Genomic DNA, 21,758 nt, shown 5'->3' on the forward strand with positions numbered 1-21,758 from the left:
GGCCCGACGTTTTGTTTCGGGGTGCGGTGTGCCGCCTGGCAGCGTCCCGAATCGGACCTGGGGATAACTCTCACACTGTGATGTTCGACTTGGTGATCAGTGACGAATCGGGCGAGGCAACACGCCCGACACGCCGACGCGCCGACTGTGGAAAAACTATTTTCATCAACAGGCCTGTGAAATTGTGGATAGCCATCTACCTGGTCTTATGTAGTTACTATGCAAAGTAGTCCCCAAATGCTCCACAGGCGGTGCACACCGTGGGGCGGGAGTTTCCACAAAGCATCCACAGCTTTATCCACAGTCCGGTTTGTATGCGGACCTACTAGTCCCTAACGTCATCTCGGCGTCTATCTACAGCCCGGCCGAATGCGGCTAGGGGATGTCGGTGGGGGCAGGTACAAATGATGAGGGCGCTGCGGTTTCTGGCAGTGTCGTCGAGTGTTTTACGGGAAGGTCTCGCTTGTGGCTGTTGTAGATGATCGAGGACCTTCCGACTTCTCGGGGCCGGACTACCCGGGCCCTCCCGAGGCCGAGCCCGACCAGGAGTTCGGACGCCAGCCACCTCAGGACATGACTGCCGAGCAGTCGGTGCTCGGCGGCATGCTGCTGAGCAAGGACGCCATCGCTGACGTCCTCGAGGTACTGCGCCCGGGTGACTTCTACCGGCCCGCTCACCAGTCCGTCTACGACGTGATCCTGGACCTCTACAGCCGTGGCGAGCCCGCCGACCCGGTGACGGTCTCCGCCGAGCTCGACCGTCGAGGTGAGCTCCGCCGTATCGGTGGTGCTGCCTACCTGGTGACGCTGACCCAGACAGTGCCCACAGCCGCCAACGCCGCCTTCTATGCCGAGATCGTGGCCGAGAAGTCCGTGCTGCGTCGTCTGGTCGACGCCGGTACGCGCATCGTCCAGTACGGCTACGCCGGCACCGAGGGCCAGGACGTGGCCGAGGTTGTCGACCGCGCGCAGGCCGAGATCTTCGAGGTCACCGAGCGTCGAACCACCGAGGACTTCGTACCCCTCACCGAGCTCCTCCAGCCCACGATGGACGAGATCGACTCCATCGCCAGCCGCGGCGGAATTTCCCTCGGTGTGCCCACCGGATTCAAGGATCTCGACGAGATCACCAACGGCCTTCACGCTGGTCAGATGATTATCGTCGCGGCTAGACCTGGTGTGGGCAAGGCTCTTGCCCTCGACACTCCCCTCGCGACCCCCAGTGGCTGGACCACGATGGGTGACGTTGCTGTCGGCGATCTGTTGATCGACAACCACGGCAAGCCGACGCGGGTTGTTGCCGCTACCGATGTGATGGTCGACCGCCCTTGCTACGAGGTCGAGTTCTCCGACGGAACTGTGTTGGTTGCCGACGAGCAGCATCAGTGGTTGACGGAGACGCGCGCTTCGCGCCGTTCGGCGCAGCAGGCGGCGACGGGTTACAACCGCTACAAGAATCAAAAGACGTTTGCCGAGGTTCGAACCACAGCGGAGATCGCATCGACGGTGCGATGCGCAACGGCGGATGGTCGCGTTAATCATTCGGTCGTGAATGCCAAGCCGCTCGACCTTCCGACGCAGGATCTCCTTGTCCCGCCGTACACACTCGGCGCTTGGCTGGGTGACGGTTCTACCGCTTGCGCACAATTCACCACTGCTGATCCTGAGATCATCATGTTGATCGAGGCCGAAGGCCTGGTTGCAGTTCCGTCCAAGTCGGCGCATTTGCGCTACAGCCTTAAACTAGCTCCGGAAGATCCCGTCGCTCCGCGCGATTGCGTTGTGTGCGGCAAGAGTTTCGTGCCGTTCACCAGTCAGGTGCGCACGTGCGGCCAATCATGTGGCGGCAAAGCCCGCTTCTTGTCGGATCCCGTTCCCGCGCCGACCTGTTCACACTGTGGCGGGCCTTCTATCGGGCTGCGACTTTGCCAGAAGTGCCGCAACGAGTACGGCACGGTACAAGGACGCCTACGTACGGTCGGTGTTCTGGGCAACAAGCACATCCCTGTCCAGTATCTCCGTGGGTCTGAGGCGCAGCGTCGTGCGGTTCTTGCGGGGCTTCTCGACACTGATGGAACTGTGACTGCCGGTGGCTCCGTTCAGTTTTCGGTAACCAACGAGCGCCTCGTCCGCGATGCCCAGGAATTAGTGGTCAGTCTTGGCTATCGCTGCCAAATGAGCACAAAGCGAGTCAACGGTCGCACCGAGGCTTCGTCGACTGCATTCACCTTGACCTTCTCGACTGATGACGAAGTGTTCGGTCTTACGCGGAAAGCGATGCTGCACAAGGAGCGTCGAGCGAGTAAAAGCACTGCGCGCAGCGGATCGCGCTACATTGTCGATGTTCGACCAATTGCGAGTGTTCCGGTTCGCTGCGTCGAGGTCGACAACGCCGACCACATGTACCTGGCCGGTCATTCGATGGTCCCGACGCACAATTCCACGCTCGGAATGGATTTTCTGCGTTCCTGCTCCATCACGCACGGCATGGCCAGCGTCATGTTCTCGTTGGAAATGAGCAAAACCGAGATCGTCATGCGTCTGCTGTCCGCAGAGGCAAAGATCAAGCTCGGTGACATGCGTTCCGGCAAGATGACCGACGACGACTGGACCAAGCTCGCGCGTCGCATGAGTGAGATCAGTGAGGCGCCGCTATTCATCGACGACTCCCCCAACCTCACCATGATGGAAATTCGCGCAAAAGCGCGGCGGCTCAAGCAGAAACACGACATTCGCCTGATCGTCATCGACTACCTCCAGCTGATGAGCTCGGGTAAAAAGGTCGAGTCCCGTCAGCAGGAAGTCTCCGAATTCTCCCGTAGCCTAAAGCTTTTGGCGAAGGAGCTCGAAGTTCCGGTTGTCGCGATCTGTCAGCTCAACCGTGGTCCCGAGCAGCGAACCGACAAGCGTCCCCAGGTCGCCGACCTTCGTGAGTCCGGTTCACTCGAGCAGGACGCCGACATGGTGATTCTGCTGTACCGCCCCGACGCGACCGAGCGAGACGATCCCCGTGGCGGTGAAGCCGACCTGATTCTGGGTAAGCACCGTAACGGCCCGACCGCGACAATCACTGTGGCGCACCAGCTTCATCTCTCGAAGTTCGTCGATATGGCGCGGGGATAGTGGCTGCCGCCATCGCCTGAAGGTGGGACGGATTTCAGATCTTGTGAGATCCTGCTACAAGCACCAATTCGATTCCACTAGTGCAAAATTCGGTTTTTCTACAGGTGGGGTAGTGCTGCAGTGAGGAAGACGGCGCCGAAGGCGATTCCGGCAATGCCGGTGAGGATCCCGACCACGCCGGCGGTGTTGTCGCCCAGATCGCGTCCGGGGGTGTCGGGTCGGCGCGCTGCCAGGGCGGTTCCGATGGCGGCGGCACCGAGGAGGATGCCGAGGCCGAACATCCAGAACGTCAGTATCGAGAGTGCACCGAGCATCAACGCCATGTCGCTGTATTCATCGCTGGTGATCGGACGGTGGTGATCCCACCAATCGGGTGGAGTGTGCGCGCGGGATTCGGTGTTGTCGGTGTTGTCGGATTGCTCGTGCGGGGGGATAGTGGATGCAGTCATGGCAGCTAAAGGGTTCTCGCGCTGATTCTTTCGTGTGGTGGATGTACCGGTGTGCGCCACGGGTGTGCAGTGGGAGATCGAAACGATGGTGGGTGAGGCCCGAGAACCCATCGCGTGTCCTCGGGAGTCACCCCACCATCAAGCGGTGTTCGGGCCAGGCGGATCAGGCTTCGATCTGCACCTGTGTTGTCGATCCGGCGTTATCGGTTCGGGAGGGTGGTCCGGAGGAGACCTCGATCCGCCGCGGTTTCGCCTTCTCTGCGATCGGCAACGTCACCGTCAACACGCCGTTGTCGTACGAGGCCTCGATCTGTTCGGCGTCGATGTTGTCGCTGATGGACAGCTGCCGTTTGTATGTTCCAGCGAAACGCTCACTCGCCAGCCAGCTCACACCCTCTTCGGAGAGGGCCGTGCGATGCGCGGTCAACGTCAGAGTCGAGCCGTCGATGTGAACGTCCACCGAGCCGGGATCGACGCCGGGAAGATCGGCGTGCAGGACGTACAGGTCCTCGACCTTGTAGAGGTCCATCGGCATGAACCGTGGACTGCGTCCGTTGCCGGTTCCCGCGGCGAGGACGGACTTGGTGATCGCATCGATGTCGGTGAAAGGATCGAAACGAAGCACAGCAACACACCTCCCATGTCGTGAAAAGAAAGGTCACCGCCACTGTGGCGGTTGACCGAACTTACTGTGCGAGAACATGATAACCACACGAATTAGCACTCTGCAACCGAGAGTGCCAGAAGCTTTGGGGAAGTGTTCCGGTCCCTGAAGATCGCTGCTTTGCCTGGTCCCGACAAAAGCGGTGGCCGCCTTCGGCCTCGATTCGAAGCGGGCGGCGCGGTACGGCACTTCGTCAGTAGCGGCGGTGCGGCAACGGATCCGCCGGAGCCCCGACTCTGCGTGTGCGAGTCGGGGCGTATGACCGACGTCGGCATTGAGCACACAACACCGATGACCCACTATCCGTGCGAAGTCGACGTTCATGTCGTCCGCACATCTTCAACCATAAACAGTGCGATCGGTATAAATCATGTTCAGTCGCCTTCGATGCCAAGAAGTGACATGGCCGTTTGCATGGCAAGGTGAACATCTTGGTCGTCACGCTAGCGGCGCAGTAGCCGCGGTGCCTGGAAAGGTGGCCCGTGCCTGGTATTTGGTTTGCAGACGTCTGTTCCGAATGCTTTTGCAAAATAGGTCTTTTCCCGATGTTTGCGGGTGGATCGAGCATCGAACATCGCGGGTGCTCGTTCGTCGGAGTCGCTGCGAACGATGTCGGTGTTCGTGCACACACCGAACCGGCTGTAAGGGAGAACACTTCGGCTACCGTCAAAGCTTGCTCATCACAATGGAACTGGGACTTTCGACCCTGTCGTCTACAAGCAGTGCGCAATAACCTTCGTCGGGTCGGGGGCACCCGTTCCGTTCGAGGGGGCAAACAATCGGGCGGGTGTTCGTCAAGGCAAGGCCATATCACCCTCACTGGTCTCCTTGCCGGGCCTTGAGCTGTGCGCGCCCAGAAGTGCTCAGGGCCCGCCCGATGCGGGGATCGAGAAAGTGAAGACGAAAGGTTCTCAGATGAGCCGAAGGAGTGATCGGCGATCGACAAGTTCTGCTCGCCGCCTGGCCACGCGGACTACCGGTGTCAGAGGTTCGGCGTGTAAGCCGAACTCGCTCACGGCAGAAGATCTGAGGGCTGTAATCGAGTCCCTCACTGGAGTTCTCGCTGCTCGAGAATCGAGCGCGGAAACCGCACCTCTCGCCGGAAATCCTCCGTCGTCGACGCCAACTGACAGGCAGTTCTGAATCGCACCGGTATTTTCGCAGCCGGACAGCATATTCGAACTCGGACGCGCTGTCAGCCGGGACGGGTGGTAATCACAGAAGTAGGTGGAAGATGTCGAAGGCGACTGTCCATTGGGCTGTGCCGGGGTTCTTGCGGTCCGGTTCGACCGTGGCGAAGGTTTGCGCCAGCGCTACGCTCAACCCTCCTGCGATCAGCGGCAGTCGTTGCTCTGTCTCCTCTGAGAGGGCCACGTCCAAGGGCGGGCGGGCCGTGAGCTGATCGAGCAGCGGTTGAAGTTCGATCTCCTCGTCGAGTTTTTCGAACCGGTGGATGCTCTCCTGTAATCCCTTGGTGATCGGCAGGTCCCACGGTTCGATCACGTCGCGCAAGTTTGCTTTCGCGGAGGCTTTCCCGATCAGGATCACGTCGTAGATCTTGTCGTCGATGAAATCGGTATAGCGCTTGAGATCGTTCCGGTCGACCTGCAGTCCGGCCGCTGCCCTGAAGAACCGCTGGAATTTCACGGTGCCCATTACTGGCATGTCGTCAGCTCCTTTCGAAGTATTCATGGATTTGGCGTACGGCCATCGCTCCTTCACCGACGGCGGATGCGACTCGTTTCACCGAACCGCGGCGGATGTCGCCCGCCGCGAACAGGCCGGGCAGGCTGGTTTCGAGCGTCCTGGACAGGCCGCCGTTGATTGGCAGGCTGCCGTCCGCTCGCGCGTGGATCGCGTCCACACCGGTGAGGACGAAGCCGTGGTCGTCGAGTGCGATCGCGTCGGCAAGCCACCCGGTGTGCGGTACCGCCCCGATGAAGACGAACAGGGCGCGCACCCGAATCGTGTCCTGGTCGCCGGTGCGATTGTCCTCGACTGCAATTGCTTCGAGGTATTTCTCGCCGTGGACCGCACGAATCTCGGTGTGCCGGTGCACGGTGACCCGCGGATGGTGTTCGATCTGGTCGACCAGGTATCGGGACATGCTCTTCCCGAGGTCATCGCCGCGGATGAGCAGGTGCACCTGTGAGACGTGCTCGGCGAGGAAGACGGCGGCCTGGCCGGCGGAGTTGCCGCCACCGACGATGGCTATCGGGTCGGTGCCGCATATCCGTGCTTCCTGATGCGTTGCGGCGTAGTACACGCTTGTTCCTTCCAGCGCCTCGATCCCCTGAACGGCCAACTTGCGGTACCGCGCCCCGGCGGCGAGCACAACGGCCCGGGCGTGCACCGACCCGCCGTCCGCCAGTCGGAGCACATGGTTCCCGGCCTCGGATCCCAAACCGGTCACTTCTGCCGACACCAGGATGCGGGCGCCGAACTTCCCGGCCTGGAGCACGGCTCGCTCGGCCAATTCGGAGCCGGAGACCCCGGCGGGGAATCCCAGATAATTCTCGATCCGGGATGAGGTACTGGCTTGGCCGCCCGCAGCGATCCGCTCCAACGTCACCGTGTTCAACCCGTCCGAGGCGCCGTACACCGATGCGGCCAGGCCGGCCGGTCCGGCACCCACGACGACGAGGTTGTAGACGTCCTTGGCTGCGTCCGCGACGGGTGCCGGGACAGGAAGCCCGACGACGCGTGCGAGTTCCGCATTCGTCGGATTGCGCAGCACCTTCTCGCCGTGCCAGATCACGACGGGTGTGTCCTCGGGTGCGACGTTCAGGCTGCGTAGCAGCTGCTCCACTCGTTCGTCCTGTTCCAAGTCGAACCACTTGTGGGGCAGACGGTTTCGCATCGCGAACTCACGAAGTCGCAACGTATCCGGGGAGAAGCAGGAGCCGATGATCCGGAATCCGGAGCCGAGCCCGATCAGCAAGTGCCGACGCACAAGGTAGGCGCGCAGGATCAAATCGCTGAGCACGGGATCGTGGGCAATCAGCTCGCGTACCTGCTCGGCCGGGACGACGAGTATCTCGCCGTCCTCGATCGCTTCGGCGGTGAAGAACGCCACCTGACCTTCCAGGAGTCCGAGCTCGCCCAGGAAACGCCCAGGACCGTGCACGCGCAGTATCCGGCGCTCGCCGTCCGCGTCGCCTTCGTCGACGACTACGATCTTTCCGGAAAGGACGACGACGAAATCGTTGTCAGGCGCGCCTTCTCGGATCAGCACCTCGCCGGCGTGAACCGGTCGACGCGAGCCACCGACCTCGAGCTTCGCGACCTGGTCGTCCGTCAGCCGCGGGAAGGCGCCCTCCTCGTCCGGGGTCTCGTCGTCGACCGGCGGGCTGTACCCGATGGGCGAGGCGCCCTCAGACGAAGTTCTGGTCGACATAACACCACCGCCAATCCTCGCCGGGCTCCATCGACTGGACGATCGGATGCCCGATGGCGTGAGCGTGAGCACTCGCGTGCCTGCCCGGCGAAGAGTCGCAGCAACCGACGTGTCCGCACGTCAGGCACAGCCTCAGATGCACCCACGGGGTGCCGAGGCGAAGACATTCCTCGCAGCCCTGCGGGGTACGGGGCACCACGGCCCGGATCGCGGTTACATGTGGGTCCGCATGGACAGGACTCATGACTTCGCCTCCTCGCCGGCATTTTCCGAGAGCGCCTGATCGAGCCACGTGCGCAGCTGGGGGACCGGAGCTGCGCCCGACTGGCGAGCGAGAACCTCACCCCGGTCCATCACCAGCAGAGTCGGCACGGCGCGGACGGTGAATCGTTCAGCCGTCCGGGGTGCAGCATCGACGTCCACCTTGACCAGCTTGATCTGGCCGACGTGTTCTCTGGCGAGCTGCTCGAGCGCGGGGCTGACCATGCGACACGGGCCGCACCACGTCGCCCACAGATCCACGAGCACAGGCACCGAGGATTTTTCGACGATCTCCGCGAAGTCACCGTCTCCCGCCGCGGCGATCCAGGGCAGCGGCTCGTGGCAGTTGCCGCAGCGAGGTTTTCCTTCCCCTGCTGCCGGGATGTTGTTGGTCTTGCCGCAGTTCGGGCACTTCACCTTTTCGGATCCCATGACCAGTTACCTCTTCTCAGGCCGCCGCGAAGGCGGGTTCGGCATACGCGACGGCAAGCTCGCCGCCGTCCACCGTGACGCTGATGGTGCCGTCCGGTTTGATCTCGCCGCGCAACAGTGCACGGCCGATCTTGGTTTCGACCTCGTGTGCGATGTATCGGCGCAGCGGCCGCGCACCGTAGACAGGGTCGAACCCGTGTTCGGCGATCAGTCGGCGTGCCTCCGGCGTGATTTCCAGGTGTATCTGTCTCTCCGACAACCTGTTTCGAAGGTCGGTGAGTTGCAGTTCCACTATGTACTCGATCTGGGGCAGGGTGAGTGGGGAGAACAGCACGATGTCGTCGACCCGGTTGAGGAATTCGGGGCGGAAATGCCCGCGCAGTTCTGCCATCACCCGTTCCCTGGCGTCCGGCTTGATTTCGCCGTCGGCTGTGACCCCGTCGAGGAGATGCTGGGATCCGATGTTGGAGGTCATGATGATCACCGTGTTCCGGAAATCGACTTGCCTCCCTTGAGAATCGGTGATCCGGCCGTCGTCGAGCACCTGCAGCAGGGTATTGAAGACGTCGGCGTGGGCCTTCTCGATCTCGTCGAAGAGCACCACGGAGTACGGCTTACGCCGCACCGCCTCGGTGAGCTGGCCACCTTCGTCGTACCCGACGTATCCGGGAGGTGCACCGATGAGCCGACTCACCGTGTGCCGTTCCTGGTACTCGCTCATATCGAGGCGCACCATGTTGTCTTCACTGTCGAATAGGGCGCTGGCCAATGTCTTTGCAAGCTCGGTCTTTCCGACGCCCGTCGGGCCCAGGAAAATGAACGAACCGATCGGTCGACGAGGATCACGGATACCGGACCTCGCCCGGATCACAGCGTCCGCGACCAGTTGCACCGCCTCGTCCTGACCGACGACCCGCTCGTGCAGGATCTCGTCGAGCTTCAACAACTTCTCCCGCTCACCTTCTTGCAGCCGGGCGACCGGGATACCCGTCCATGCGGCCACGATCTCTGCGATCTCGTCTTCGGTGACCACTTCACGCAGCAACGGATTTCGGCCTTGTCTGGTGGCCAGTTGCTCCTCCGCCGCCTCGAGCCGGCGTTCGAGCTCGGTGATCTCGCCGTATCGCAACTCGGCGGCCCGATTGAGGTCGTAGTTGCGTTCCGCCTCCTCGGCCTCGTGGCGCAATCGTTCCAGCTCTCCCCGCAGCTCCTGCACCCGCCGGATCGCCTGCCGCTCCGCCTCCCATTGAGCGTGCCGGGCGTCTGCCTCGGCCCGTAGATCGGCCAGCTCCTTACGTAGCTCTTCGAGGCGCGTCTTGCTGGCCGCGTCCGTTTCCTTGGACAGTGCGGCCTCTTCGATCTCCAGACGGGTCACCTTCCGGGTGAGCTCGTCGAGTTCGGCAGGCATCGAATCGATTTCGGTGCGGAGCCGAGCGCATGCCTCGTCTACGAGATCGATCGCCTTGTCCGGAAGGAAGCGGTCGGTGATGTACCGGTGCGAGAGGGTCACGGCGGCCACCAATGCACCGTCTTGAATTTTCACGCCGTGAAACACCTCGAGGCGTTCTCGAAGTCCGCGCAGAATCGAGATCGCATCCTCGGCACTGGGCTCGTCGACGAGAACGGTCTGGAATCGACGCTCCAGTGCCGCATCGGATTCGATGTGCTTGCGATACTCGTCGAGAGTGGTGGCACCGATCATGTGCAGTTCGCCGCGTGCGAGCATCGGTTTGAGCATGTTGCCGGCGTCGAGAGACCCCTCGCCGCCGACTGATCCCGCTCCGACCACGGTATGCAACTCGTCGACGAACAACAGGATGCGCCCCTCGGCAGCCTTCACCTCGGACAGCACGGCCTGCAGTCGCTCCTCGAACTCGCCGCGGTACTTCGCACCGGCCACCAGGGAACCCATGTCGAGCGAGAAGATCGTCTTGTCGCGTAGGCCCTCGGGCACGTCGCCGCGGACGATCCGCTGGGCGAGGCCCTCGACGATCGCGGTCTTACCGACGCCGGGGTCGCCGATCAGCACCGGGTTGTTCTTCGTTTTCCGGCTCAGGATCTGAGTTACCCTGCGTATCTCGGCATCTCGGCCGATGACCGGATCGAGTTTGCCTGCCCGTCCCTCGGAGACGAGGTCGCGTCCGTACTTCTCCAGCGCCTCGTACGCCCCCTCCGGGGTGGCCGAGGTGACGCGCTGATTGCCGCGCACTTTCGTCAGCGCTGTGAGGAAGGCGTCTCGTGTGACCCCGTGACTGGCGAGGACCCGCCCGGCCGCGCTGGCCGACCCCTCCTCGGAGAGGGCCATCACGAGATGCTCCACCGACACGTAGGAATCCTTGAGTCGCTTCGCCTCCCGTTCCGCGGCATCGAGCAGCTTGGCCAGGCGCTGGGTGATCGTCACCTGACCGGGGGTCGCGCCGGGGCCGCTGACCTTCGGCCTACGCGACAGTTCACGTTCCAGATCGGATCGCAGGGCATCGACGTTCGCGCCGGCCTGTTCGAGCAGTCGGGGTACCAACCCTTCCTGCTGATCGACCAATGCGAGCAGCAGGTGCTCTCCGTCGACCTCGGTGTGACCCATTCTGGTCGCGACGTTCTGGGCTTCCTGCAGGGCTTCTCGTGACTTTTCAGTCAGGCTGCCGGTGTCCATGGGGGTGTCCTCCTTCTGCGGGAAGCTGCTTCGAGTTTCTCGATTCGATCCAGCAGATCGAGCACGAGCCCGATTGCCGAGTAGTTCAGGCCCAGGCCGGTCCGCAGCCGTTGGATGCGGGCGGCGTGGGTCACTTCGGATGGTTCGAAAGACATCTCTCCGCCGGCGTAGCGGTGGGCGTCGAGCAGTCCGAGAGCCACAAGCTTTCGTGCCAGGTCGGGGTGCAGCCCGGTACGTTCGGCGAAGGCATCTGGCGACAAACCGGCACGGCGAACCAATACGTACTGAGTGACCGGGGTCGGGGTGCTCATGTGTCTTTCCTCGGATCGAAGTTCGATTCGGTGGCCAACTGCTCGAACAGCTCGCGTTCGCGTGCTGTCGGTTTCGGCGGCACCATCACCTTGATTTCGGCGTAGAGGTTGCCGTTGGCGCCCCGCGGATTGGGCATTCCTTCTCCGCGCAGGCGAAGCTTCCGTCCCGTCGACGAGCCCGGCACCACTTTGACTTTCGCCTCGCCACCCGGTGTGGGAACGACGACGGTCGACCCGAGGACCGCCTCCCATGGCGATACGGGCAGGTCGACGTAGATGTCCCGGCCCTGGACGCGGAACCGGGGATGCGGTTTGATCCGCACCACGAGGTACAGATCCCCGGGCGGCGCGTCACCGTTGCCTCGGCCGCCTTGCCCGGCCAGCCGGATTCGCTGGCCGTCCAGGACGCCGGCTGGAATGTCGACGTCGTACTGCCGGCCGTCCAGTCTGAGAGTGCGTTTTCCGCCCTGATAGGCCTCTTCCAGGGGCAGTTCCAGTTCCGCTTCCTGATCGGCGCCGGGAATCGGCCCGTACCCGCCACCTCCTCCGCCGAACATCTGCCCGAAGAGGTCTTCGAAGTCGACGCCGCCCTCGCCACCGACACCGTGACCGAAGTGCACCCTTCTGCCCCCGCCCCCACCGCCGTACCCGCCGCCGCCGAACCCGCCGCCGTACCCACCGGCGCTTGCCCGGACCCGTTCGTCGTAGTCCTCGGGCACACGCCGGAAGTCGTCACCGAATCGGTCGTAGCGTTTCCGGGTGTCCGGGTCGGACAACACCTGGTAGGCCTCGTTGGCCTCCTTGAACTTGTCCTCCGCAGTGGGGTCCTTGTTCACGTCGGGGTGGTACTTGCGGGCCAGCTTGCGGTAGGCCTGCTGGATTTCGTCGGTGCCGGCGCCCTTCGGGACCCCGAGCACTTCGTAGTAGTCACGGGCCATCGGTGCTCACCCCTCGGGGCGGCTGACGACCACCGCGGCGGGACGCAGCTGCCGCCCGTCCTCTCCATAGCCCGGGCGCAAGACCTCGACCACGGTCCCGGACGGAAGGTCGGGTCGGGTTACCACACTGACCACCTCGTGGAGTTCCGGGGAGAACGGCACACCGGCCTCGTCGTGGCGCTCGAAGCCGAGTCGTGAGAGCACCTGTACCGCCTGGTCCCGGATCGCCTTCACACCTTCGACGACGGCCTGCGGATCGCTGCCTGCGTGTGCAAGCGCAAGCTCCAAGTTGTCCAGTATCGGCAGCCACGCCGCCGAAACCTTCGCTACTTCCGCGGCGCGTTCACGGTCCAGATCTTTGGCGTATCGCTTGCGCAGGTTGTCCAGATCTGCGACGGCCCTGCGCCAACGGTCCTCGAGTTGAGACAGCTCGTCTGCCGTCCCGGCGCGATCGGACTCGGTCTTGCTTTGATCCGTGTCGGCGCTGTTGGTAGTCGGCTCAGTCGTCGAATGATCTGCAGACATTTCCATCGTGCGCCTCAGCTTCGATCGAATTCGGCGTCGATCACGTCGCCGTCATCCGACGACGCAGCATCAGCGCCGCCTGCTTGCCCGTCGTCCGACTGGTCCGGCACAAGTCCGTAGAGCAGCTGTTGCAGCTCCGAGGTGAGTGGCTGAACCTCCGCGGGTGAAGCGCCGTCCTGCACGGCCTTTCGGGCGTCGGCAACCAGCATCTCGGCCCGCGCCTTCTCATGCGGCGGGGCACTGTCACCGAGTTCGGCGAGTCGCCGCTCCACTTGATACGCAACCGAATCGAGCCCGTTGCGCGCGTCGACCGCCTTGCGCAGCGCCTCGTCCTCACCCCGGTTCCGTTCGGCCTCCGCCAACATGCGCTCGACCTCACCCTGATCAAGGTTGCCCTGTTCACTGATCGTGATGCTCTGTTCCTTGCCGGTATCCTTGTCGCGAGCGGTGACGTTCAGGATGCCGTTGGCGTCGATATCGAAAGTGACTTCGACTTGGGCCTCGCCACGTGGCGCGGGGCGGATGTCTTCCAGCCGGAACCGGCCCAGCACCCGGTTGTCGGCCGCACGTTCGCGTTCGCCCTGCAACACCACGACGTCCACGGCGGACTGATTGTCTTCCGCCGTGGAGAACACTTCGCTGCGCCGTGCCGGGATCGTCGTGTTGCGCTCGATGATCTTGGTCATCACCCCGCCCTGCGTCTCGACGCCGAGGGACAGTGGGGTGACATCGAGTAACAACACATCGGAGACCTCGCCTTTGAGCACGCCTGCCTGGACTGCGGCTCCGAGGGCAACGACCTCGTCCGGGTTGACGCCCATGTGGGGGTCCTTGCCGCCGGTGAGCCGGCGAACCAGCGCCTGTACAGCCGGGATACGTGTCGAACCGCCGACCAGTATCACTTCGTCGATGTCGTTGGCGGCGACCTTGGCGTCACTCATGGCCTGCTTCACCGGGCCGAGGCACCGTTCCACCAGATCGGCAGTCAAATCATCGAACTTCGATCGCATGATCGTAGTGGTGAGATGTTTGGGACCATTCGCGTCAGCGGTAACGAAAGGCAGGTTTACCTGGGCCTGGGTCACCGAGGACAGCTCAACCTTTGCCTTCTCCGCGGCTTCGAACAGTCGTTGCAACGCCTGCGCATCCTTACGCAGATCGATGTTCTCCGCGCGCTGGAATTCGTCGGCGAGGTAGTCCACCACGCGTCGATCGAAGTCGTCGCCGCCCAAGTGGGAGTCGCCGGCCGTGGAACGAACCTCGACTACCCCCTCTCCGACGTCCAGCAGGCTCACATCGAAGGTTCCGCCGCCGAGGTCGAAGACCAGTACGGTTTCGTGGGTCTGTTTGTCCATGCCGTACGCGAGTGCCGCAGCGGTCGGTTCGTTGATAATCCGCAAAACCTCGAGGCCTGCGATACGGCCCGCGTCCTTGGTGGCGTTTCGTTGCGCGTCGTTGAAGTAGGCCGGAACGGTGATGACCGCTTCCTTGACCTTCTCACCGAGGAACTTGCTCGCGTCGTCGACGAGCTTGCGCAGCACGAGAGCGCTGATCTCCTCTGGTGCGTATTTCTTGCCGCGCACGTCGAAGCGGGCCTCACCGTTGTCACCCGCTACGACGTCGAAGCTGACCGCTTTGGCTTCCTCGGAGATCTCGTCGTAGTGACGTCCGATGAAGCGTTTCGCCGAGTAGATCGTGCCCTTCGGATTCAAGATCGCCTGCCGTCGGGCAAGCTGGCCCACCAGACGCTCACCGTTCTCGGTGAACGCCACCACCGAAGGCGTCGTCCGTGCTCCCTCCACATTGGAGATCACCACCGGCTCGCCGCCTTGCCAGCTTGCGATGACCGAGTTGGTTGTGCCCAAGTCGATGCCTACAGCAGTTGTCATGACTCAATTCCTTTCGATCGGCCCGGCCGTTGAGCAAGTGCGATTCCGCCCGCAACTTCGCTCGATGTCGGCAAGGACTTCGTAGTTCCCTGGTTTTGGCGAGTGGATTGGGTGAAGTCACGGAGACCGAGCAGGGCGCCGATAACGGCGCCCGACACCAATCCGTGGATGGCGGGCGTGAGGCTCGAGAGCGGCCGAGGGTAAGGGTTTCCGCCACTGTGCTTTGACATCACGCCCCTCAGCGTTGATGTTGTGGGGTTCGCCGGGCCTGTGTGTACTGACAGGGCCCGACCGCCGGTCAACCGGTTGAGCTCACGAACCACCCAGCCATGATGAGTCTTTTCGTCCACCTAAAGGGCGTCAACAACATTCGCCTGATGGGCGGGGCGCAACGGGGCAGTGGCGACCACACCTGCCCTTGATCGAAGATGCCCGCCGGAACCCGATCGAAGCGGCCATCGCATGAAACTCCGAGTATCGGCTTCGACACGAAAACTCGAGTGTCGGCCGCTACTGCGGTACGTCCACACTACCGCGGCGCATGCAAAAGGAGAACTCCCTTTGCGAAAGATCGTCACAGTCAGTGAACAGCAGCTCCGTTGAACCCGGACGAGATTCATTGTAGTTCTATCGAATCGCCTTGTGACAGAAAGGTAATGAGCCACTACTGGCCGGTTCCAATTGGTTGCGAGTAGGTGGCGAACACCCGCGTGCTGCACGGTTCAACGTCCCGTTCTGTGGCTGGTCAACAGACCGCTCAGGCGGGAGCTATTGCAATTCAACATGTTTCGGCCACCGTCACTACGGGACTTACGTGGTTCTCGTCTATTCCTGTGCTACATCCTTTGGCAGGATTTCGATCGAGGGGTCGGTTTGCTCTCGCCCCCGTGGTGGCGCAGGTGTGCCAGGTCTGGCCGTGGTTGTGTTCGTCTCGGCTCGGAGCCGCCTCAGGGATGCAGTACGACTTTGGTCCAACCGTCGTCGTGAGCGTCGAAATGCTGGTAGCCGGATTCGGTTTCGCCGAGCGGGCTTGGCCGGCGTCAATTCACCTGACGCGCGGATGAAACAGAGCTCACAGCGCCGCCACGGCCGCCTCGGCGACGGTCTTGTCCTGCTCCCCGGTGCCGCCGCTGACGCCGACAGCGCCCACGACCTGGCCGTTGTGCCGCAGAGGCACACCGCCTGTGAAGATCATGATGTGTCCGCCGTTGGAGGCGTGTATCCCGTAGAACTGCTCGCCCGGGCCCGCGTTGGCCGCGAGGTCCTCGGTCGAGACGTCTAATGCCCGCGCGGTGAACGCCTTGTTGATCGAGATGTCGATGCTGGCGATCCAGGCACCGTCCATTCGCACGTGAGCCACGAGGTTGCCGCCGGCATCGACCACCGCAATGTTCGACGGCGACTCGATCTCGGTGGCTTTGGCCTGTCCTGCGGCGATGACCCGCTGCGCATCGTCGAGGGACACCGAGGTCTGGTTCACGGTCATGACGCACCTGCCCCGAGCTTCGCGAACTGCTCGACGATGGCCTGACGGAACGCAGGAAGGTCGTCGGGCGAGCGGCTCGAGATCAGGTTCCCGTCGATCGCGACCTGTTCGTCTACGACTTCTACTCCTCCGGCCCCGTCGGCAGTCGATATCGCTATCTGCTTGCCCTGCAGTGGCATTGGCATCGTTGTGCTCCTCTCGGTTCTGGCCGTGTCAGGGATGCAGGACGACTTTGGTCCAGCCGTCGTCGCGAGCGTCGAAGTGCTGGTAGCCGGATTCGGCTTCGGCGAGCGGGAGTTCGTGGGAGATGATCCAGGAGGGCTTTGCCCGGTCTTCGTGGATGAGGTCGCGCAGTTGCCGGTTGTAGTGTTTGACGTTCGCTTGTCCGGTGCCGATCTTCTGGCCCTTGAACCAGAATTTGCCCATGTCGAAGGCGATCTTGCCGTTGCGCTCGAGTTCGTCGGGGCCGTTCTGGTCCTGGGGAAGGAAGATGCCGACCACCCCGATGTGGCCGGTGAAGCGCACCGAATCCACGAGCCGGTTCATCGTCATGGCGGCGTCCTCGTGGCCTTGCGGGTCGTGTGCCTGATAGCCGACGCACTCGCACCCCTTGTCTGCGCCTTTCCCGTTGGTTTGCTCGAGGACCTGCTCGACGGGGTCGCCCTTCGAGTCGTCGATGGGGACGACGCCGATCTGTTCGGCCAGGCGTAGCCGGTCGGGGTGGCGGTCGACGATCATCACCTTGCTCGCTCCTTGGATCATCGCCGAATACGCGGCCATCAAACCGACTGGGCCAGCGCCGTAGACCACCATCGAATCGCCGGGTTGCATGTCGGCCAGGCGGGTGCAATGCCATCCGGTGGGAAAGATGTCCGACAGCATCACGTAGTCGGTTTCCTTGTCCTGGGCATCCTCGGGCAGTCGCAGACAGTTGAAGTCGCCGAACGGCACTCGCAGATATTCCGCCTGTCCGCCCCAGAACGGGCCCATCCCCGCGAAACCGAATGCAGCGCCGGCCATCTTCGGATCGGGGTGCACCGTCAGGCAGAATGCGGTCAACCCTTCCTCGCAGTTTCGGCAGAAGCCGCAGCCGATGTTGAACGGCAAGCACACTCGATCCCCTGGCGATACTTTGACTACTGCATTGCCGACTTCGGCGACGATGCCCAAGTTTTCGTGACCGAGGACCATTCCGGGCTCCAGATCGGTGCGGCCTTCGTACATGTGTAGATCCGACCCGCAGATGTTGGTGCTCGTGATCTTCACCAGCACATCTGTCGGATTCTCGATCCGCGCATCGGGCACGTCCTTGACGTGGACCTCTCGAGGCCCGTCGTATACAAGCGCTTTCATCGCGGCACTCCCTTGTCTTGTAGCTGCGGCTTTCCGGTTGATCTCGTCGGCCGCAGGCGTCCACGCGTGAGCGACCGACCGAATGAATCGTGCTGTTCGGGAAGGTCCACGGCGCGCAGAAGTAAAGACCGCACCAAAATGTCGGCGCACCAACATTTTTCCTGCCATCGACGCAACTGCGGCTGCATCCAGGCATCGCATTCCCTCACCATGGAGTCTCCTCCTTCGGCTCCACGATCGCTAGGGGGTTGGGATCGGTTTCCTCGAACGGTGGGTTTGGGTACCTTCCATTAGCCGATGGATGGTGTGATGCTTGACAGTGTTCACCACCTCGAAGAGGAGATCCGATATGGCCACCAAGGCGCTGCTGGTCCGACTTGAAGCGAAGCCCGGCAAGGAAGAAGCGGTCGAGGAATTCCTCCGATCGGCACTGCCGCTCGTCGAGCAGGAGCCCGGCACGAAACCCTGGTTCGCGGTGCGGTTCGGGCCCTCGTCGTTCGGCATCATCGACGCATTCCCGGACCAAGCTGCCCGCGAGACACATCTCAATGGTCCGGTCGGCAAGGCCCTCGGCGAACGCGCCGACGAACTCTTCGCTGCGCCGCCCGAAATCAGCTACCTCGACGTTCTCGCTGAAAAAGTCTGAACAACCGACTGGAAAATGTCTTGTCGATGGCGGTCACCTTCGGTTGTGAATACAGTTGTGCCACAGCCATACCCGAATCACGGTAGCTTTGCCGGCGTGCGCGGCTGTGGCGTACTGTCCGTCGCTCGCTTCCACCCAGGTATCGGTAGATCACGAGCAGGGCACTCAGTCGAGCCAACTCGCTACCCGTGTAGGAAGAGCATTTCAAACTCGTTTCATTGCAAAGTGTTTCGAGTTTGAAGTGACCTGCCTGGAGTGAAGTAGGACTCCTTGTTCTTGGAGGAGAGCTTAGTGGAGCACCACGGATCATCGAGCAAGGACGATTGGTGCTAGTCCTGTTGGAAAAGATGGTCATAGACGATGGCAAAGGTGAGGTCGGATGGATTCACCATCACCGTGCGCCGGTCACCGACCTGGGGTAGCACGTTACCTTTGGGTGCCTCGCAGTCAGCGTCGAACGTGTCCAAACCCGGGCCGCTGATACGGACGGTCAGTTCGGCGGTGTCTTGGCCCTCGTTGAGGTCCCGGATGCGGTTGACGGCGAAAATTTCTGCAGTCGCTGCGATACCGACGGTCCGGAATCGCTTTCCTCCCAGCGCCATCCATAGGTACTGACTGCAAGCCCGATTCCGATCGGGAAGGTGAAGACTCCCCACTACACGGCCGGTCGATCGAGTACGTCATCATCCCGGCGGCGAAACCGATGAGTTCGACCTGCCGCGGTTTGTCCGTGTTCTTGTTGGACAAACCGACACCCTAAGTGAGGGGGTGGTTTTCGGGTGGCTGTTTCAGGATTGAAAAGCGGTGATGCCGCGTCCCCGTGTGGTTGGCGTCGGAGCGGTGTGAGCCCGGATTGCCGTGGACTGAATATTGTTGCAGTCGTTAGCTGTTCGCCGTTTGATGCGATCTCGTTGTGTGCGGTTTTGTTGGTTGCCGACGATATCATGTTGCCGTTGTTGCAAAGCGCCAGTAGGTGTTTGTTGGCATCAACGACGGCTGAGGTTGGAAACGACATGGACGATCTCCGCTGGCAAAGTATGTAGGGGGTGGTGGGTGCCCCTTGGAGCGCTCGGAATGCTCGTGGGAAGTCGCGGCCACACCTGTTGTCGCAGAACCATGGCGATAGGTCACCTGTCGGGTCGGTGCCTGGTGCTGGAAAGGTTCGAACCTAGTCAACAGTTTCCATCGGCAGTCACTCCCGGTCCTCGACACACTGGTGAATCCTGACGCCCCGTGCCTCGTTCGTAGCTCCGTTGCTAACGGTTTCATCCCGTCGAGTCCAGGGAGAGGGGCAGTGTTGACCGACTGCTGGTGGATTGTTCTCAGCTGTCGAAAAGGCCATCTTTGCCCGGAATTTGAGCGCCAACTGTCGCGTAGTTTTTCGAAAGTCGCAGGTTGATCTGACAAATAGATCGGAATCTACAGCCGCCATCGCCTGAAGGTGGGACAAGAATCGGTCGTGGTGGGATCCGGGGCGAGCACCAGCGATTATGTCGATGTTGGGCGGCCGCCGAGCGGTTACGGTGTTCGTCGAATCAGTCTCGGAGCCCGACGATCATCCGGCCACGACAAGTGCGACCGTAGCGAGAATCGCAACAGAAGGGATGGGTACGCGGCGACTGTCACGCTGGACTCCGTTTCCTCGGTTTCGCGAAAATCGCCAGGACAACCGGCTCTCAGAATTCACTCTGAGCCACGAGATGCCTGTTTTCGATACCCTCCGCCAGAGAGTGAGCCCGGGAACGCGCGTTGGTGAGCAGCGCTCTGCGGGGCGGCAAACTGAAGGGGCGGCAGCACCAGCTCACCGGAGAAGACGTACATCCCTTGCGATTTTAGAGACCGGCCAGCCATAAACCGAAGTTTCATCAGGTCGATCATCACGAGTAACACTCAGTGCCAGCATCTTTCGAACGCACCCAGCTCGACGATTCCGGTGTCACTGCAAAGCCGAGAGAACCGTGTCGACCCGCCCACGGAGTGGGCCGTCAAGCTCGACAACTACCAGGGAGTCACACACCTGCATCGGATCGGCGTACACCAAATCCAGCAACGCGTCGTTCACCGCGCGCTGCAGCTCCGGCATCCCCACCGCAGGCAACTTCTGCACTGTTTCGACGGTAATCGGCACCACAACCAGCACGTCGAGAGTACGTAGCGCGGACCTCACAATCGCCGCCTCGACTTCTGCCTCCGGATCGACACCACACGCCGACAAGTACGCCAGGAAGTCGAGCGGAGTGCGATCGAATACAACACCAGAAGAAGGTGTAGTCAGCAAGCGCAGTGAACGACGAAGCTGCGCACGGTAGTCATCAGCCGAGGGTGGAAACTCGAACTCGCGCCCCTCCTCTTCGAGCACGAAATACGGTTCATCGACCCGAATGTGTCCCGCGAGGCGGCCACACAACTCGTCGACCAGCGTGCTCTTGCCGGTCCCGTGCGGGCCGGATACTCCAATACGCATTAGTGGGACCCTCTCGAAGAAAGTTACGGAACTACCCGTCAGTTGAGCACCCGTCGACCGTCGGCTCGATACCGACCCCTGGATGCCCCGACCCGTCGACAATTCTCGTTGCACCTCGGTCGAGTCGTACTGAGGGTATCGAGGTGAGATCGGATCACCGTGGTGATCTGCTCGGAGTCGGTGGGCATCTTCGACGACTGCCTGCCCTCGGTAGTGGGATCTGCTGAACTGATCGTGCATCCCGAGAGCAGCAGTGCTGCAAGGGCTCCGCCGAGGAGGATCGACTCCACCGATCGCCGGCGGTAGTGGTTTACGGGTGGATTCACCGAAACTCCTTTATTCGTGAACATGTTGCGCCCGGAAAGTCATCCAGCCGGCGGCCAGAAGACAAACGCGGCGGACAGCAGAGCAAGGGTGAGGACCGCGGTGGCATTGGCGGCGCGAACAAAGACGTACTGCTCCGCATCCTCGGTGCCGAGACACAGCGGGGTCAGCTGCAAGGCCAGCGACAACATCCCGGTACCGAGCGCGCCGAGGGCGAACAATTGTCGAGAATCCATCAGCGGTATCCAATCCCGTTGCAGTCCAAAGGAACAACGAGCTGGTCACATGCGCGAACGTAGACTCGGCGAGAGTTCTCCGCACCAGCGGCCGAACTCCTGAACCGAGGATGCAGTCGAGAAGCTGCAGGGGGAGATTTCAGCATCTGGTGAGGACTCCCCGGCAAAATGCGACACAAAACGTCGCTACTTCAGGTGGTTGGGCCGAATCGCAATCCGCGGAGCAGTCGGCGGTAGGAGAAGCGGTCGTCCCAAATGCGAAGCAGGCCGTTTGCGAATGTGTAGTGGCCGTCTACGTCGAGGTGCATGGCAAACCATCCGATGCGGATGATCTCTCGTCGCCGGGAGGACACGGTGTTGTGGTCGGTGGTCATCGTGAGCACTTCCACGACCTCGTACCTGGTGATCAGGCGAGAGACGATCGTGAGCGCCAGTTCGACGCGTTTGCTTCCACGCACGCTGGGCAGGCCGGTATTGCGCCATTCGATGTCGGGATCGACGAGTGCGCGCACGGCATCGGCGTCCATTTCTTCCAGTGCGATCAGCAGGTCCACCACCCGCGATGTCAGTTGATCGTCGTTCAACAGGTACTCCGGTTGTCTGGAATTGT

20 protein-coding genes and 1 pseudogene are annotated in these 21,758 nt (G+C 62.1%); 2 read left to right on the forward strand and 19 right to left on the reverse strand.

Annotated elements, in window-relative coordinates; translation table 11 throughout:
- Nucleotides 1–465: 465 nt before the first annotated feature.
- Entirely contained in the window at nt 466–3,123 is a 2,658-nt protein-coding gene (gene dnaB, locus V3587_RS24130; protein ID WP_283377388.1) for a replicative DNA helicase, read from the forward strand.
- Between the two features lie 98 nt (nt 3,124–3,221).
- On the opposite strand, the gene V3587_RS24135 is transcribed toward dnaB, so the two are convergent.
- The 14 genes and pseudogenes from V3587_RS24135 to V3587_RS24200 all read right to left on the reverse strand — a co-directional run bounded on the left by V3587_RS24135 (nt 3,222) and on the right by V3587_RS24200 (nt 17,478).
- Nucleotides 3,222–3,572 (reverse strand): hypothetical protein, encoded by a 351-nt coding sequence (locus tag V3587_RS24135; RefSeq protein WP_039973505.1) that lies wholly within the window; start codon nt 3,570–3,572, stop codon nt 3,222–3,224.
- Between the two features lie 163 nt (nt 3,573–3,735).
- The gene (locus tag V3587_RS24140) at nt 3,736–4,197 is read right to left on the reverse strand and encodes an Hsp20/alpha crystallin family protein (RefSeq protein ID WP_283377389.1); all 462 of its coding nucleotides are present in this window, start codon (nt 4,195–4,197) and stop codon (nt 3,736–3,738) included.
- Between the two features lie 1,254 nt (nt 4,198–5,451).
- On the reverse strand, nt 5,452–5,892 hold the full coding sequence (locus tag V3587_RS24145) for a DUF1931 family protein (protein WP_024487875.1): 441 nt from the start codon (nt 5,890–5,892) through the stop codon (nt 5,452–5,454).
- Between the two features lie 13 nt (nt 5,893–5,905).
- Nucleotides 5,906–7,633 (reverse strand): FAD-dependent oxidoreductase, encoded by a 1,728-nt coding sequence (locus V3587_RS24150; protein ID WP_007735546.1) that lies wholly within the window; start codon nt 7,631–7,633, stop codon nt 5,906–5,908.
- A complete protein-coding gene (locus tag V3587_RS24155) occupies nt 7,611–7,877 on the reverse strand; it encodes a UBP-type zinc finger domain-containing protein (RefSeq protein WP_007735548.1) in 267 nt (88 codons plus the stop codon). The genes V3587_RS24150 and V3587_RS24155 overlap by 23 nt, the downstream gene beginning before the upstream one ends.
- Nucleotides 7,874–8,326, reverse strand: a complete 453-nt coding sequence (trxA, locus tag V3587_RS24160; protein WP_136471087.1) for a thioredoxin — start codon at nt 8,324–8,326, stop codon at nt 7,874–7,876. Before trxA ends, V3587_RS24155 begins: the two co-directional genes overlap by 4 nt.
- Nucleotides 8,327–8,342: 16 nt before the next feature.
- Nucleotides 8,343–10,976, reverse strand: a complete 2,634-nt coding sequence (gene clpB, locus V3587_RS24165) for an ATP-dependent chaperone ClpB (protein ID WP_283377390.1) — start codon at nt 10,974–10,976, stop codon at nt 8,343–8,345.
- Nucleotides 10,958–11,287 (reverse strand): chaperone modulator CbpM, encoded by a 330-nt coding sequence (locus V3587_RS24170; protein ID WP_283377391.1) that lies wholly within the window; start codon nt 11,285–11,287, stop codon nt 10,958–10,960. Before V3587_RS24170 ends, clpB begins: the two co-directional genes overlap by 19 nt.
- Complete coding sequence (locus V3587_RS24175; protein ID WP_283377392.1) at nt 11,284–12,225, reverse strand: J domain-containing protein; 942 nt, start codon at nt 12,223–12,225, stop codon at nt 11,284–11,286. The genes V3587_RS24170 and V3587_RS24175 overlap by 4 nt, the downstream gene beginning before the upstream one ends.
- Nucleotides 12,226–12,231: 6 nt before the next feature.
- Nucleotides 12,232–12,756 carry a nucleotide exchange factor GrpE gene (locus V3587_RS24180; RefSeq protein WP_283377393.1) on the reverse strand — a complete coding sequence of 175 codons (525 nt, stop codon included), beginning with the start codon at nt 12,754–12,756 and terminating at the stop codon, nt 12,232–12,234.
- Nucleotides 12,757–12,764: 8 nt separating this feature from the next.
- The gene (gene dnaK / locus V3587_RS24185; RefSeq protein ID WP_283377394.1) at nt 12,765–14,639 is read right to left on the reverse strand and encodes a molecular chaperone DnaK; all 1,875 of its coding nucleotides are present in this window, start codon (nt 14,637–14,639) and stop codon (nt 12,765–12,767) included.
- 1,072 nt (nt 14,640–15,711) lie between these two features.
- On the reverse strand, nt 15,712–16,125 hold the full coding sequence (locus tag V3587_RS24190) for a GlcG/HbpS family heme-binding protein (RefSeq protein WP_007735555.1): 414 nt from the start codon (nt 16,123–16,125) through the stop codon (nt 15,712–15,714).
- Nucleotides 16,122–16,253: pseudogene (locus V3587_RS24195) on the reverse strand (DJ-1/PfpI family protein); the annotation flags it as partial. The pseudogene V3587_RS24195 and the gene V3587_RS24190, both read right to left, overlap by 4 nt.
- Before the next feature lie 85 nt (nt 16,254–16,338).
- Entirely contained in the window at nt 16,339–17,478 is a 1,140-nt protein-coding gene (locus V3587_RS24200) for a glutathione-independent formaldehyde dehydrogenase (protein WP_277377724.1), read from the reverse strand.
- 349 nt (nt 17,479–17,827) lie between these two features.
- Between V3587_RS24200 and V3587_RS24205 the strand changes: the two genes are divergently transcribed.
- Complete coding sequence (locus tag V3587_RS24205; protein WP_020971354.1) at nt 17,828–18,124, forward strand: putative quinol monooxygenase; 297 nt, start codon at nt 17,828–17,830, stop codon at nt 18,122–18,124.
- A gap of 329 nt (nt 18,125–18,453) precedes the next feature.
- On the opposite strand, the gene V3587_RS24210 is transcribed toward V3587_RS24205, so the two are convergent.
- The 5 genes from V3587_RS24210 to V3587_RS24230 all read right to left on the reverse strand — a co-directional run bounded on the left by V3587_RS24210 (nt 18,454) and on the right by V3587_RS24230 (nt 21,732).
- Nucleotides 18,454–18,726 (reverse strand): hypothetical protein, encoded by a 273-nt coding sequence (locus V3587_RS24210; RefSeq protein ID WP_283377395.1) that lies wholly within the window; start codon nt 18,724–18,726, stop codon nt 18,454–18,456.
- 1,334 nt (nt 18,727–20,060) lie between these two features.
- The gene (locus V3587_RS24215) at nt 20,061–20,588 is read right to left on the reverse strand and encodes an AAA family ATPase (protein WP_042922064.1); all 528 of its coding nucleotides are present in this window, start codon (nt 20,586–20,588) and stop codon (nt 20,061–20,063) included.
- Nucleotides 20,589–20,626: 38 nt separating this feature from the next.
- Nucleotides 20,627–20,914 carry a hypothetical protein gene (locus V3587_RS24220; protein WP_007735562.1) on the reverse strand — a complete coding sequence of 96 codons (288 nt, stop codon included), beginning with the start codon at nt 20,912–20,914 and terminating at the stop codon, nt 20,627–20,629.
- A gap of 39 nt (nt 20,915–20,953) precedes the next feature.
- Entirely contained in the window at nt 20,954–21,148 is a 195-nt protein-coding gene (locus V3587_RS24225) for a hypothetical protein (RefSeq protein ID WP_007735564.1), read from the reverse strand.
- Between the two features lie 191 nt (nt 21,149–21,339).
- The gene (locus tag V3587_RS24230; protein WP_230544128.1) at nt 21,340–21,732 is read right to left on the reverse strand and encodes a limonene-1,2-epoxide hydrolase family protein; all 393 of its coding nucleotides are present in this window, start codon (nt 21,730–21,732) and stop codon (nt 21,340–21,342) included.
- Nucleotides 21,733–21,758 lie beyond the last annotated feature (26 nt).

The sequence above is a fragment of the Rhodococcus sp. IEGM 1306 genome (assembly GCF_036541985.1).
In the GTDB taxonomy this organism is placed as follows: domain Bacteria; phylum Actinomycetota; class Actinomycetes; order Mycobacteriales; family Mycobacteriaceae; genus Rhodococcus_F; species Rhodococcus_F qingshengii.

Coding starts and splice junctions, on each gene's coding strand:
- V3587_RS24135 (WP_039973505.1), bottom strand. CDS start 3,572: ATGACTGCATCCACTATCCCCCCGCACGAGCAATCCGACAACACCGAC.
- V3587_RS24145 (WP_024487875.1), bottom strand. CDS start 5,892: ATGGGCACCGTGAAATTCCAGCGGTTCTTCAGGGCAGCGGCCGGACTG.
- V3587_RS24150 (WP_007735546.1), bottom strand. CDS start 7,633: ATGTCGACCAGAACTTCGTCTGAGGGCGCCTCGCCCATCGGGTACAGC.
- V3587_RS24155 (WP_007735548.1), bottom strand. CDS start 7,877: ATGAGTCCTGTCCATGCGGACCCACATGTAACCGCGATCCGGGCCGTG.
- trxA (WP_136471087.1), bottom strand. CDS start 8,326: ATGGGATCCGAAAAGGTGAAGTGCCCGAACTGCGGCAAGACCAACAAC.
- clpB (WP_283377390.1), bottom strand. CDS start 10,976: ATGGACACCGGCAGCCTGACTGAAAAGTCACGAGAAGCCCTGCAGGAA.
- V3587_RS24170 (WP_283377391.1), bottom strand. CDS start 11,287: ATGAGCACCCCGACCCCGGTCACTCAGTACGTATTGGTTCGCCGTGCC.
- V3587_RS24175 (WP_283377392.1), bottom strand. CDS start 12,225: ATGGCCCGTGACTACTACGAAGTGCTCGGGGTCCCGAAGGGCGCCGGC.
- V3587_RS24180 (WP_283377393.1), bottom strand. CDS start 12,756: ATGGAAATGTCTGCAGATCATTCGACGACTGAGCCGACTACCAACAGC.
- dnaK (WP_283377394.1), bottom strand. CDS start 14,639: ATGACAACTGCTGTAGGCATCGACTTGGGCACAACCAACTCGGTCATC.
- V3587_RS24190 (WP_007735555.1), bottom strand. CDS start 16,125: ATGACCGTGAACCAGACCTCGGTGTCCCTCGACGATGCGCAGCGGGTC.
- V3587_RS24200 (WP_277377724.1), bottom strand. CDS start 17,478: ATGAAAGCGCTTGTATACGACGGGCCTCGAGAGGTCCACGTCAAGGAC.
- V3587_RS24205 (WP_020971354.1), top strand. CDS start 17,828: ATGGCCACCAAGGCGCTGCTGGTCCGACTTGAAGCGAAGCCCGGCAAG.
- V3587_RS24210 (WP_283377395.1), bottom strand. CDS start 18,726: ATGGCGCTGGGAGGAAAGCGATTCCGGACCGTCGGTATCGCAGCGACT.
- V3587_RS24215 (WP_042922064.1), bottom strand. CDS start 20,588: ATGCGTATTGGAGTATCCGGCCCGCACGGGACCGGCAAGAGCACGCTG.
- V3587_RS24225 (WP_007735564.1), bottom strand. CDS start 21,148: ATGGATTCTCGACAATTGTTCGCCCTCGGCGCGCTCGGTACCGGGATG.